General features: G+C 66.9%; 14 protein-coding genes. 6 read left to right on the plus strand and 8 right to left on the minus strand.

Annotated elements, in window-relative coordinates; all coding sequences use genetic code 11:
* Positions 1–11 precede the first annotated feature (11 nt).
* Positions 12–206, minus strand: coding sequence for a hypothetical protein (locus tag AC07NG_RS14810; RefSeq protein ID WP_233245226.1), 195 nt, complete (start codon positions 204–206; stop codon positions 12–14).
* A 254-nt stretch (positions 207–460) separates the two neighbouring features.
* On the opposite strand from AC07NG_RS14810, the gene AC07NG_RS14815 reads away from it, so the two are divergent.
* On the plus strand, positions 461–691 hold the full coding sequence (locus AC07NG_RS14815) for a hypothetical protein (protein ID WP_110119496.1): 231 nt from the start codon (positions 461–463) through the stop codon (positions 689–691).
* A 106-nt stretch (positions 692–797) separates the two neighbouring features.
* Here AC07NG_RS14815 and AC07NG_RS14820 read toward each other — a convergent pair whose 3' ends face one another.
* The 5 genes from AC07NG_RS14820 to queC form a co-directional block, all read right to left on the minus strand.
* Positions 798–1,193, minus strand: a complete 396-nt coding sequence (locus AC07NG_RS14820; RefSeq protein WP_487288593.1) for a YciI family protein — start codon at positions 1,191–1,193, stop codon at positions 798–800.
* Positions 1,194–1,260: 67 nt separating this feature from the next.
* The gene (locus AC07NG_RS14825) at positions 1,261–1,734 is read right to left on the minus strand and encodes a recombinase family protein (protein ID WP_494594808.1); all 474 of its coding nucleotides are present in this window, start codon (positions 1,732–1,734) and stop codon (positions 1,261–1,263) included.
* 208 nt (positions 1,735–1,942) lie between these two features.
* Positions 1,943–2,311 carry a 6-pyruvoyl trahydropterin synthase family protein gene (locus tag AC07NG_RS14830; RefSeq protein ID WP_494594809.1) on the minus strand — a complete coding sequence of 123 codons (369 nt, stop codon included), beginning with the start codon at positions 2,309–2,311 and terminating at the stop codon, positions 1,943–1,945.
* Positions 2,312–2,383: 72 nt separating this feature from the next.
* Positions 2,384–3,016 (minus strand): 7-carboxy-7-deazaguanine synthase, encoded by a 633-nt coding sequence (gene queE, locus AC07NG_RS14835; RefSeq protein WP_494594811.1) that lies wholly within the window; start codon positions 3,014–3,016, stop codon positions 2,384–2,386.
* Between the two features lie 129 nt (positions 3,017–3,145).
* Positions 3,146–3,925: a 7-cyano-7-deazaguanine synthase QueC gene (queC, locus tag AC07NG_RS14840; RefSeq protein ID WP_494594813.1), complete on the minus strand. Its 780-nt coding sequence runs from the start codon at positions 3,923–3,925 to the stop codon at positions 3,146–3,148.
* 471 nt (positions 3,926–4,396) lie between these two features.
* On the opposite strand from queC, the gene AC07NG_RS14845 reads away from it, so the two are divergent.
* The 5 genes from AC07NG_RS14845 (at position 4,397) to AC07NG_RS14865 (ending at position 11,581) form a co-directional block, all read left to right on the plus strand.
* Positions 4,397–7,387: a TonB-dependent receptor gene (locus tag AC07NG_RS14845; protein WP_494594815.1), complete on the plus strand. Its 2,991-nt coding sequence runs from the start codon at positions 4,397–4,399 to the stop codon at positions 7,385–7,387.
* A 143-nt stretch (positions 7,388–7,530) separates the two neighbouring features.
* The gene (locus AC07NG_RS14850; RefSeq protein WP_492853516.1) at positions 7,531–9,054 is read left to right on the plus strand and encodes a response regulator; all 1,524 of its coding nucleotides are present in this window, start codon (positions 7,531–7,533) and stop codon (positions 9,052–9,054) included.
* Between the two features lie 169 nt (positions 9,055–9,223).
* A complete protein-coding gene (locus AC07NG_RS14855) occupies positions 9,224–9,952 on the plus strand; it encodes a helix-turn-helix transcriptional regulator (protein ID WP_487288587.1) in 729 nt (242 codons plus the stop codon).
* Positions 9,953–10,216: 264 nt separating this feature from the next.
* On the plus strand, positions 10,217–11,038 hold the full coding sequence (locus AC07NG_RS14860) for an acyl-homoserine-lactone synthase (protein ID WP_492853517.1): 822 nt from the start codon (positions 10,217–10,219) through the stop codon (positions 11,036–11,038).
* A 111-nt stretch (positions 11,039–11,149) separates the two neighbouring features.
* The gene (locus tag AC07NG_RS14865) at positions 11,150–11,581 is read left to right on the plus strand and encodes a helix-turn-helix domain-containing protein (protein WP_110119520.1); all 432 of its coding nucleotides are present in this window, start codon (positions 11,150–11,152) and stop codon (positions 11,579–11,581) included.
* An 89-nt stretch (positions 11,582–11,670) separates the two neighbouring features.
* Here AC07NG_RS14865 and AC07NG_RS14870 read toward each other — a convergent pair whose 3' ends face one another.
* The gene (locus AC07NG_RS14870; RefSeq protein ID WP_494594818.1) at positions 11,671–12,024 is read right to left on the minus strand and encodes a PilZ domain-containing protein; all 354 of its coding nucleotides are present in this window, start codon (positions 12,022–12,024) and stop codon (positions 11,671–11,673) included.
* 83 nt (positions 12,025–12,107) lie between these two features.
* Positions 12,108–12,431, minus strand: a complete 324-nt coding sequence (locus tag AC07NG_RS14875) for a hypothetical protein (protein WP_494594819.1) — start codon at positions 12,429–12,431, stop codon at positions 12,108–12,110.
* Between the last annotated feature and the right edge of the window lie 10 nt (positions 12,432–12,441).

Here is a 12,441-nt window from a genome sequence, read left to right on the forward strand (position 1 = left end):
GGACCCGAACGTCACCCCTCCCGACGTTCCGGCCACTCTTCCGGCCGCATGATCATCGACGGGCGCAGGAAGGGCGACTGGACGCGGTCGTAGTCGGCGACGTCAAGATCTCGACACAATCTGGCAAGCAGTTCTTCGCCGCTGAGGTCGGGGACGGGCTCGCCGCGCAGCTCTCGCCACAGCGCCTGGGCCTCCTGCTTGATCATGTCTTCTCGGCGGGGCATCGGTTCAAGTCTCTAGCATTCGACCAACCAACCGCCGAACTTTAGGACTCGTTCCTGATTTTTTCGTTTACAAATCTTAATCAAGCTGCACCGCCGCATTTTTACCACGAGAACTGTCGGCCTACAGACTCGAAGACCTGAAAAGTCGGCGAGACGACAGCGACCTTGCGACGCGGAGATCGTAAACCTTTATTCGGCTAGAACCGGCGGACCCTTGTTCCGCGAGTTTCTTCCCCATGCGCGTTTCCCGCCTGCTTCTCGTTCCCGCCCTGCTGGCCGTCGCGGTCGGCGCCCAAGGGTGCCTGGCCGGCGCCGTCGCGGGCGCGGCCGTCGGCACGGCCGGCGCCGTGGTCGGCACGACGGGCAAGGTCGTGGTCGGCGCCGGCAAGGCGGTGATCCCCGGCGAAAGCAAGAAGGACCGCGAAAAGCGCGAATTCCGCGAGTGGAAGAAGGCTCAGCGCGGCTGAAGACCCCCTCCGGCCCTCCGGGCCACCTCCCCCAGAGGGGGAGGATCTTCGGAGCGCCAAGATGTTCCCCCTCTGGGGGAGCTGTCGCGAAGCGACTGAGGGGGCTCTACTCCGCCGCCTGAGGGATCTGATCGCCCACGGCCAGGCCCTCCAGATACAGCGACAGCGGCCGGATCTCGTAGGCGCCAGTCGGATTGGCCTCGCCCAGGGCGCGGGCCACGTCGAGGGCCTCGTCCATCGAGGCGCAGTCGACGATGTAGAAGCCGAGCATGGCCTCCTTGGTCTCGGCGTAGGGACCGTCCATCACGATCGGCGGCTCCTGGCCCTTGACCAGGGTCTTGGCCGAGCCGGTGAAGCCCAGGCGGCCGGCCGGTCCCAGCTTGCCCTCGGCATAGAGCCGGTCGTGAACGACCGACAGCTTTTCCATCACGGCCGCGTCCTGCGCCGGGGTCCAGTTCGAGACCAGGTCCTGATCGTTGTAGCAGAGGATGGCGTAGAGCACGGCGAGGCCTCCCGGGGCGCTTATGGGCGCAAGGGGTAGCCCGATCGGCGTTCTCTGGAAAGAGGACTCAGGCTTCGGGCGGCGGCTCTGCGACCGCTTCCGACGCATCACCTTCAGGCTCAGTCTCCGGCGTCGCGGGACGCGGACGGCCCAGGCGGACGATCTTCTCCTCGGCGTTGCGGACCATGCGGGTCTGGTCGTTGAACTGGGCCAGCTGGGCGCAAACCGTGAAGAAGGCGCCGGGCATGCGGGTGTCGATCCCCTCGCTCAGCGTAATCAGGTAGAGGCCCGCCGCCTGGATCTTGCCCAGCACCTGCAGCAGGTCGACCAGGTGGGCGGCGAAGGCGTGCAGGCTGGGGACGACCAGCAGGTCGCCGGGCCGCGCCGAGGCGATGGCCGCGTCCAGCCCCGGCTTGTGTACGGCCAGGGCATAGCAGGCGTCGTGGTGCAGCGCCTCGCAGCCGGCGGCGACGAGCTTGTCCGCCAGGGGTCCGTTGAAGGTCGCGCCCCGTACGGGCGGAACCCGGAAGTAGCCGATCATGCGCATGGGCGCTGTGTGACGAACTCCGCGCCGCCGCGCCAGAGGGCGGCGGCGTCAAAGTCGGGGATAATCGAACCTCCCCCTCTGGGGGAGGCGATCGCGCAGCGATCGGTGGGGGGAGCGATTGCGAGATCGGCCAGCGTGGCGGAAGCTGAAAACGTCCCCCCACCGGCCTTCGGCCGCCTCCCCCAGAGGGGGAGGGTCGCCTCTACAGCGTCAGCGCGCAGCTCTCGCCGATGGTCGGGCGCGACAGGACCACGCGCGACAGGCCGGGGAACTGCGGCTTCAGGCGCTCGGCGAAATAGAGGCAGATCCGCTCCAGGGTCGGGCTTTCCAGGCCGGGGCGGTCGTTGAGCAGGCCGTGGTCGAGCTCGGTCGCCACCGCCTTGAGGGCGACGTCCAGGCTTTCCAGGTCGGCGACCCAGCCGGCCGCCTGCATGGAGCCCTTCACGCTGGCCTCGACGCGGAACGAGTGGCCGTGCAGCCGGCGATAACGGTGATCGTCGGAGCCTTGCTCAATGTAGTGGGCCGCATCGAAATGCGCGGCCTTCGTGATCTCGAAGACGGGTTCGGACATGGACTTCTTTTATGACTAGGCCTGGGAGGCTCTAGCGCAACGGTCCTGTCACCAAACCGAGCGCCTTATCCGTCAGGGCAGGCCGAGATACTTGTGTGTCTGGACGCTTAAACGCCATTGAGGGTGGGAAAGGCAATAGGCGACGGCCAATTGCGTGTTTGCGTCGCGGTCCGGGCCGTCCATCGGCTGGAGATAGAAGCGCTCGAAATCCAGGCTCTCGAAGCGTTCCGGCATGGCCTTTTCCTGCGGAAACACGAGCTTCAGCTCCTGGCCGCGGGTCTGCACGACGGGCGCGTCGGCCTTGGGACTGATGCACACCCAGTCGATGCCTTCCGGCGCGATCACCGTGCCGTTGCTCTCGCAGGCGATCTGGAAGCCGCGGGCGTGCAGGGCGGTGATGGCGGCTTCGTCCAGCTGAAGCAGCGGCTCGCCGCCGGTGCAGACCACCAGCCGATCGTTGGGACCGCCGGTCCAGGCGGCCTCGACGGCAGCGGCCAGGGCGTCGGCGGTGGCGAACTTGCCGCCGCCCTCCCCGTCCGTGCCGACGAAGTCGGTGTCGCAGAAGGTGCAGACGGCCTTGTGGCGGTCCTGCTCGCGGCCGGTCCACAGGTTGCAGCCGGCGAAACGGCAGAACACGGCCGCCTTGCCCGCCTGGCCGCCTTCGCCCTGCAGGGTGAGGAAGATTTCTTTCACCGAGTAGGTCATCGAGAACCTCCCCTCTCCCCTTGCGGGAGAGGGTGGCGGTCCGGAGGACCGTCGGGTGAGGGGTTGATGGCGAGATCCGCCGCGTAGGGCGGAACGATCGGGCGCGGCGTCATCGGTTTGAGAGACCCCTCATCCGACGGCTTCGCCGCCACCTTCTCCCGCAAGGGGAGAAGGAAGCGGAAGACGACCGGCCGCGTCCCACTCGACGTAGCCCTTCTCGCGCAGCTCGCAGGCCGGGCATTCGCCGCAGCCGTGGCCCCAGGGATGCAGTTCGCCCCGTTCACCCTGGTAGCAGGTGTGGCTCTCGACCACGATCAGGTCGACCAGGTCCTCGCCGCCGAGGGTCTTGGCCAGAGCCCAGGTCTCAGCCTTGGTCAGATACATCAGGGGCGTCTCGACGCGGAAGTTCCGGTCCATGCCGAGGTTCATGGCGCTCTGCATGGCGTCCAGCGTGTCGCGGCGGCAGTCGGGATAGCCCGAGAAGTCGGTCTCGCACATGCCGCCGACCAGGGCGTCGATGCCCCGGCGGTCGGCCAGGGCCGCGGCGTAGATCAGGAACACGAGGTTGCGGCCGGGCACGAAGGTCGACGGCAGGCCGCGCTCGGTCATCTCGATGGCGCGGTCGGCGGTCAGGGCGGACTCGGCGACGGCGCCGAAGCTCTTGATATCCAGGACGTGGTCTTCGCCCAAACGGTCGGCCCAGTGCGGGAAGCGGGCGGCGACCTGGTGACGGACGGCCTGGCGGGCCTCCATCTCGATCGAATGGCGCTGGCCGTAGTCGAAGCCCAGGGTCTCGACGCGCTCATAGCGCTCGAGCGCCCAGGCCAGGCAGACGCTGGAGTCCTGGCCGCCGGAGAACAGCACCAGGGCGGCGCCCGAGGGCGCGGAAGAGATGGAAGATGCGGACATGCCGCTCCTCTACACGACCTTGCCCCCGGCTGGAACGGCGGGCCGCGGCGCGACGCCGCCAGGGCTTCAACAACCAGCGTTTTCCGACTGTACCTTTTACGGGAATGCGACAAGATACAGCGTGCGGGGGAGCAGATTTTCTCCCTGTTTTCAGCAGACCGTCACGGATGACCTTGCGTCACCCGGCGGACCGTCTTTTCTAAATTTCCAATAAGCGAGTTTTCGGCGCAACAGATGACGTTGCGTCAAGTGAAAAGCCGTAACCTATCGCCGTTTACTTACAGGCGCGGCAGTTGACAGCCAAAGAACGCAAGTATGCAATCCTGCAATGCCGAAGCAGGTCTGCCGGACACCTGCCCGCCGATCTCCGCAAAGGAGATACGACAATGAAAACGTGCGGCGACGAGGAAACAACGGGACGCGGATAGGGGCCGCCAACAAGGCGTCATCGCGTCCAGGGAGGGATTTCGAATGACGCAGACCCTGCGCTTGCGCGGCCTCTTGGCCATGAGCGCTTCCGCCGCCGTGCTGGCCGCCGTGGCCGCCCCCGCCTTCGCCCAGACGTCCGCACCGGCCAAGCCGGCCCAGGACAACGTGATCGAAGAGCTGGTGGTCACCGCCCAGAAGAAGGAGGAAGCCCTCCAGGACGTACCGATCGCGGTCTCGGCCTTCAGCCAGGACAGCCTGGAAGTCCAGAAGATCGACGGCGGCCCGAACCTTCAGCAGGCCATTCCGAACGTCAGCTTCGGCAAGAGCAACTTCACCAACAGCTTCAACTTCCAGATCCGCGGCATCGGCTCCAAGGGCGTCGGCGTCTCGGCCGACAACGGCGTCGGCGTGCACGTCAACAACGCACCCCTTCAGGCCTCCAACCTGTTCGAGGCCGAGTTCTACGACGTCGAGCGGGTGGAAGTGCTGCGCGGCCCGCAGGGCACGCTGTACGGCCGCAACGCCACCGGCGGCGTCGTCAACATCATCACCGCCAAGCCGGCCGACCAGTTCGAAGCCCTGGCCCGCGCCGAATACGGCAACTACGGCACGACCAAGCTGCGCGGGATGGTCAACATCCCGATCGTCGAGGAGAAGATGGCGCTGCGGATCGCGGCCGCCTCGGTGAAACGCGACGGCTTCGTCACCAACACCTACAACAACCACAAGGTCGATGATCGCGACCTGTGGTCCACCCGCGTCAGCCTGCAGGTCAATCCGAACGAGCGCCTGCGCGTCAACCTGATGTGGGAGCACTTCAACGAGGACGACAACCGCGCCCGCATCGGCAAGCAGCTCTGCACCAAGGATCCGGGCCCGGCCACGGTCGGCGGGGTGGCCACCGGCACGTCCCGACGATACCTGACGCAAGGGTGCTCCTCGGCCAGCCTCTACACCGACGCCGCCTACGGCACGGTCAACACTTCGGGCACGCTTTACGGCGTTCTTGGAAATCTGGTGGGCTTCACCAGCGGCGACCTCAACGCCGGCGACACGGTCAGCAAGGACCTGCGCGAGATCGAGACGCTGTTCGACCCGATCTACAAGTCCACCTCGGACGTCTACCAGTTCAACTTCGCCTACGACATCACCGACAGCCTGACCTTCACCTCGCTGACCTCGCTCAGCAACGGCAGCATCTATTCGAAGCAGGACTACTTCCGGAACATCTCGCCGGGCACGTTCAACAGCACGGCCCTGACGCCGGGCGGCTTCTTCACCGATCCGCAGACCGGCACGTCCAACACCTTCCTGACCTACGACATCTCGCGGTCGACGGCCAAGCAGCTGAGCCAGGAGTTCCGCCTGCAGTCGGCCTTCGACGGGCCGATCAACTTCAACGTCGGCGGCATCTATTTCGACTACCAGGGCATCACCGACTACCTGGTGGTCAGCAACGGCCTGACGATCTCGGCCCTGGCGCTGAACTTCCAGAACACCGGCAACCCGACCTGCAACCCGTCGACCACGGCCAACTGCATCGGCATCGACACCTCGGCCACCCCGACCGGCCAGGGCCACAACTACTATGACAACCACACGCCCTATCACCTGCGGGCCACCGCGCTGTTCGGCGAGGTCTACTGGCAGGCCAACGAGGACCTGAAGTTCACGCTGGGCCTGCGCCAGACCCAGGACAAGAAGAAGTCCGACTACTATCCGACCCCGCTGCTGACCACGGGCTACGGCCTGACCCAGGGCACGCCTTCGGCGCAGTATTCCGACTTCAAGGAACTGACCGGGCGCCTGGGCTTCGACTACAAGGCCAACCTGCCGTTCACCGACGAGAGCCTGCTCTACGCCTTCTATTCGAAGGGCTACAAGGGCGGCGGCGCCAACCCGCCGGGGGCCATCGGCCTGGCCGGCGTGGCGGCGACCTACCAGCCGGAATTCGTCAACGCCTTCGAGGTCGGGGCCAAGAACACCCTGCTGGGCGGCAGCCTGCTGCTGAACGCCACCGGCTTCTACTACGACTACCAGGGCTACCAGATCTCGAAGATCGTCAACCGCACCTCGGTGAACGAGAACATCGACGCCAAGGTCTGGGGCGTCGAACTGGAAACCCTGTGGCAGCCGATCCACGGCCTGCGCCTCAACGCCAATGTCGGCTATCTGCACACCGAGATCGGCGACGGCGTCACCTCGATCGACACCATGAACCGCACCCAGGGCGACGCGGCTCTGACCCTGGTCAAGGCCGCCCGGCCGACCGCGGCCCTGGGCAGCAACTGCGTGCTGACCACCGCGGGCGTCGCCACGGTCCTCAGCGCCGGCCTCGGCGCCACCCTGCCGCTGGCCTGCGCGGGTCCGGGCACCGGCGCCAGCAGCTACTACAGCAACCTGACCAACACCCTGCTGACCCTGGCCACGACCAGCGGCGGCGCGGGCCTGACCGCGGCCCAGGCCACGGCCGTCCAGACCATCCTGGCGGCGGCCGGCGGCCCGTCGGCCGGGGCCAGCACCCTGGTCGGCGCCCTGATGTCGAACGGCTTCACCTCGACCCAGGCCACCGGCCTGGTCACCGTGGCCCTGACGGCCAACACGATCGCCAACGGCACCGGGCTCTACAACTACGCCACCGGGGCCTCGATCGACGGCCGCGCGGCCGACCTGTCGGGCAACGAACTACCCAACTCCCCGCACTGGACCCTGTCGCTGGGCGCCCAGTACACCTGGGACCTGCCGTCCGGCTGGTCGGCCACCGTGCGCGGCGACTATTACCGCCAGAGCGAGCAGTACGCCCGCATCTACAACACCGAGTACGACCGGCTGAAGTCGTGGGAGAACGTCAACCTGACGCTCAAGATCGAGAAGCCGGAGCTGGGCCTGTCGTTCGACGCCTACGTCAAGAACCTGCTGAACGACACGCCGATCACCGACGCCTACACCACCGACGACACCTCGGGCCTGTTCACCAACGTCTACACGCTGGAACCCAGGCTGTACGGGATCAGCATCACCAAGACCTGGTGATCCGGCTGAACCAGGTTCGTTGAAAAAACGAGGGCGGCGGGTGCAAATCCGCCGCCCTTCCTGCTTTCAGGCCTGTGACTTAACGACTCTGCAAGGCCAAGTCGTCCAAGCTGTGAACTCAACGTCGTCCAGCCCCCGGCCGCATGGAAACGCTCGCCCGCCTCATCGATCGCCGTGAACCGGTCGATCCTCAGACGTCCTGCCGGACGGTGCTGGAGATCTTCGCGAGCGAACCGCGCCTGGCGGCCCTGGCGGTCACGCAAGGCCGCGAGCCGATCGGCCTGATCTATCGCGACGTCTTCGTCGGCCAGATGCTGGTCGCCGCCGAACACCTCAACGAACGCCCCGTCACCGAGGTCATGGACCCCGAGCCGCGCAGCGTGCGCGTGTCGATGGACCCCGGCGTCTTCGTCGACGCCCTGGCCCAGAGCGCCACCCCCGTCTTCCGCACCGCCTTCGTCGCCACCGACGAGCATGGCGACTATGTCGGCGTCGGGGGCCTCGCCTCGCTGCTGGCCTCGCACCGTCGCAAGCAGCGCGAAGCCCGCGAGGCCATGGGCCTGGTCGAGCGCATGGCGCACGACATCGGCCTGCACCTGGACGGCGTCCAGGCCTTCACCGACCGGCTGGAACAGCAGCGCCTGGCGCCCGACGCCGCCGCCTGCGTGCGCGCCATCAGCGACACCAGCCGCGACATGAGCGACATCCTCGGCCGCGCCATGGACCTGCACCGCGCCGCCACCGGCGGCCTGGCCCTGTCGCCCGAGCCGACCCGCCTGCGCGACCTGGCCGACGCCGTCGAGGCCCGCTGGGCGCCACGCGCGGCCGAAGGCGGCTCGACCCTGCTGTTCTCCTACGACGGCGAGCCCGAAGCCGCCGCCCTGATCGATCCCTCGCGCCTGCTGCAGGTGTTCGACGCCCTGATCGACGGCGCCCTGGCCCACGGGCGCGGCGTCATCGAGGCCAGCCTGCGGGCCCGCCTCGACGGCGACCGCCTGCGCCTGGAAGGCGACGTGCGCGACAACGCCGCCGCCGTCACCGCCGAGGAACGCCTGGCCCGCGTGTTCGACCCGCTCGGCGAAGGCCGGATGGACGACCGCGCCGAGATGGCTCTCGGCGTCGGCATGGCCCTGGCCCACCGGGTGCTGCGCGAGATGGGCGGCCAGGTGCGCGCCGAGCCCAACCGCGGCGCCGGCCTGACCCTGCGCTTCGCCCTGACCGCCCCGGTCGCCGAGGCGCTGTTCGACGACGCCGAGGAGGTGACCGTCTCGGCCCGCCCCGCCCACATCCTGATCGTCGACGACAACGCCACCAACCGCATGGTCGCCGAGGCGCTGTGCGAGATGTTCGACTGCACCTCGGAGCAGGTGACCGACGGCGTCGAGGCGGTCGAGGCCGCCCGCACCGGCCGGTTCGACCTGATCCTGATGGACATCAAGATGCCGCGCATGGACGGCGTGGCCGCCACCCGCGCCATCCGCGAACTGCCCGGCCCGGCCGGCGCGGCCCCGATCGTGGCCCTGACCGCCAACGCCGGCCCCGAGGACGTCGCCGTCTATCTGGCCGCCGGCATGCAGGACGTGGTCGAAAAGCCGATCAAGCCCGAGCGCCTGGCCGTGGTGCTGAGCGCCCTGCTCGCCGGCGAAGACGAGCAGGAAGCGGCCTGATCCGCCCTGGCTGATCAAGCTCCGCAAGACTCAACCTCTACGAAACTCAAAGACACCGAAAGTTGTCTCAAGATCTGGCTTGAGTAGAGCCCGCGACAGATCGACGCCGCTACTGGCCTGCGCGCCAAAGTAGCCCTAAGTTGTTGTGCGAGCGGGAGACGAGAGCGTCGTGTTGAATTCGGCCGAACAGCAGGCTTGGGATTTCCTGAGCAAGGCGCCGCACTACGGCGCGCCGGCCGAAGTCGAAGAGCATTTCGGCCGCGCCCTGGCGGCCTTCGGCTACGAGCGCTTCGCCGCCACCCTGGTCAACGCCGAGCGCTACGGCAAGGAGCCCCCGGCCCTGTCGCGCCAGGACTTCGAGGCCTGGGACAGCCGCTATTGGGGCGAACGCTACGTCGTCCACGACCCGTGCGTGAAGCTGCTGCTGAAATCGAGCAAGTCCTTCGCCTGGACCGACGCCAAGCCGCTGGGCGACCAGCGCGCCCATGCCATGTGGGGCGAGGCCTCCGAGTTCGGCATGAACGACGGCTATGTGGTGCGGGTGTTCGGCCCGGCCGGCCACGAGGTGCTGATCCGCATGGCCACGGGCGCGCCCGACACCGACCCGGCCGCCCGCGCCGTGGTCGAGAGCCTGGCCACGGTGTTCGGCACCATCATGCTCAAGCATTGGGAACTGCAGGACGACAATCCCGACTACGGGGTGATCTCCGAGCGCCAAGCCCAGTGCCTCTATTGGGCCAGCCGCGGCAAGACCGACTGGGAGATCGGCGCGATCCTCGAGCTCTCGCCCCGCACCGTCCACCATCACGTCGAAGCGGCCAAGAAGCGCCTGGGCGTGGTCAAGCGGCAGGAAGCGGTGATGAAGGCCGGCGAACTGGGCCTGCTGAAGGCCGAGTGACTCCACACGCGTAACGTCGATACGCGAAATTTCACAACCTTGAATATGGTTCGGTGATCTGTTAGGTCTTCGACATAGTCGTTTTGCGCCCGCGCGGAACGCTAATTTCGGTCGTGTGTGCGCCAGCGCACAGACCAATTCCCTTTAAAAACTGGAAATGCCTCACGGACTGAGGCGGCGTGCGCATAGGCCGTTTGGCCTATCGGTGATTGGGCGGATCATACTGCCTAATGCGAGCTGTCCAGAACGGGGGACAGCATCGCCATGATCCACATCGTCACCTGCGAAAATCGCCACCTCTACGGCCCCCAGCTGTGGGCCATGCATGAAGAACGTCGCAAGCAGTGCGTCGAGAAGAACGGCTGGGTCGACCTGGTCGTGCTCGACGGCGGCGAGGTCGACGACTACGACGACGCCCGCGCCATCTACCTGCTGGGCTTCGACGACGACATGCAGCTCGAGGTCGGCCTGCGCCTGCGGCCCACCGACGACCGCTGCATGCTGGCCGACAAGTTCGGCCATCTGATCGCCCCGGGCGAAAGCCCCAAGAAGGGTCAGGACGTGTGGGAGGCCAGCCGCCTTTTCACCACCGAGGCCTATCGCGCCAAGAAGGGTCCGGGCCGCGGCACGCGCGTGTTCGAAGCCTGGGCGGCGGCCATGGAGCTAGCGCTGGTCAACAACGTCACCCGCTTCGTCGGCATGATCGACATGGCGCTCTATCCGGGAATCATGAACTCGCCGATCGACACCCGGCTGGTCGGCCTGCCCCGCCCCTACGAGTACGGCGTGGTCGCCGGATCGGAAATTCTCCTGTCGCGAGAATTGCTCCAGCGGGTTCGCGAATCGATCGCCATCGAATCGACCGTGGGCTATCACGTCGATGAACTTGACCTGCGGGCCTTCGGTGATCTGGTCGCCGTGCAGCGCCAGGTGCTGCGGGCGATGACGCCTCAGATTCTTCCGGGTTCGGAGCGTGACGAAACCCTTTCCGCGGAAGCGCTTTTCCGCTTGCACGACGCAAGCGGCCAAGCTCGGCGGATCTGGAGCGATCGCGGTCAGAAATCGGAGTTTCAGCTTAACGCTTAGGCGGAGCATAAGCTCCACCTCAGCGACGTAGCGCCGCACCTGAGCTAGCTCGACTTTCGCCAACGCCCCGGTCGTGTCATTTTACACAAACAACCGTTGGAGGCGAAAAAGTTGAGTGAAGAAACCGAAGGCCGGCGACCCAACCCGGTCGATCTGCACGTCGGCGGACGAGTCCGGATGCGTCGTAAACTCCTGGGCGTGAGCCAGGAGCAGCTGGCCGATTCCCTGGGCCTGACCTTCCAGCAGGTCCAGAAATACGAGCGTGGCGCCAACCGCGTCAGCGCTTCGAAACTGTACGAAATCGCCCGCACCCTGCAGGTGCCGGTGTCCTTCTTCTTCGACGGCCTCGCCGACCCGATGAACGGCGCCGAAGAGGACGAAGTCGGTCACCACGCCGAACGCGTCGTTCAGGAATTCCTGACCACGCCGGAAGGCCTGGAACTGGCCGAGGTGTTCCCGAAGATCAACCGCGGCCGCGTCCGCCGCCAGGTGCTGGACCTCGTCCGCGCCATGGCCGAGGAAGCCGCCCGGGCCGACGCCTGATCCGAGCGATCACCGAGTAAACTGCTTAGAAGAGCCTCGCCTCCCCCCAGGCGAGGCTTTTTCTTGGTCTGTATATCAACGCCTGCATGTCAGCCGGCGTTGGCGCGGCTCTGGGCCGCCAGCCAGATGCGCTTGGCCGTCTGGGCCCCGGCGGGGGCCAGGCCGCGCAGGTCGTGGCTCTTGAGGAAGGTCAGGCCGATCTCGCGGTCCTTGCGCCAGGCCACCTTGGCGTCGTGGGCGAAGCCGCCGACCAGGTCGACCAGCTGGGCGCTCGCCGGCGGCGTCGAGCCCGACAGCATCTGCACGCGGGCTCCGCCGTCCGACATGTCCTTGATCACGCAGTCCCAGGCGAAGGCGCCGCACAGCACCTTGCCGGACCTGTTCGTGGACAGGCGCGGCGAGGTACGCCGGTCAGCCCCCGAACGTGAATCGAATATCGACATGCCTCAAGGAACGCACGGCGCGGTTAATCGGCCGTCTGTTCCAAAGGTTTTTCCGATATTTACCTAAAGCTTGAGCATACAGATCAGGCCGCGTCGCGGTTCGCGTCGGGCCGCCAGCCGTTGCTCAGCAGGTCGATGGCCATCAGGTGCGCCAGCTCCAGCACCTGCTCCTCCAGGCTGTCGAGCAGGGCCAGCCGCCGGTCGGGCGACGGGGTGTGGGCGTAGAGCGCGCACAGCACGTGCAGGCGGGCGCGGATGCTGGGCGGCTGGAAATCCGAATGCAGCAGCGAGGGCCCGGCCATCTCGGCCGCCGACACCCCGCGCCGGCCGAACGGACCGGTCGGAAGATCCTCCGACGCGTCACCGAGACCTGGCCACTGCTGCGACGGAACCGACTGCCTGGACATGACTGAACTC

Source organism: Caulobacter sp. GW821-FHT10C03 (genome assembly GCF_059415485.1).